We start from the raw sequence: 237 nt of genomic DNA on the forward strand, positions 1-237 counted from the left end.
TTCGCAGTGATTTGAGCGACAACCCGAGTTTTAGAGATTTGTTGTCAAGAGTAAAACAGACAACTCTGGAAGGTTATGACCATCAGTTAACACCATTTGAAAAGGTTGTGGATCGGGTGATTACAACCCGTGATATGAGTATGACGCCATTGTTTCAAGTGATGTTTGATTTTCAAAATATAGAATCAAACTCTGGCGAAGTTGTAGAACAAGAAGTCGCTATAAAAGGAGTTAGCT

1 protein-coding gene is annotated in these 237 nt (G+C 38.8%); it reads left to right on the plus strand.

Going from position 1 to position 237, the window contains the following annotated elements:
- On the plus strand, window positions 1–237 hold a 237-nt coding region (locus ACHRWY_RS27775), incomplete at both ends, for a condensation domain-containing protein (RefSeq protein ID WP_395359276.1).

The organism is Flavobacterium sp. FlaQc-48 (assembly GCF_044007335.1).
In the GTDB taxonomy this organism is placed as follows: Bacteria; Bacteroidota; Bacteroidia; order Flavobacteriales; family Flavobacteriaceae; genus Flavobacterium.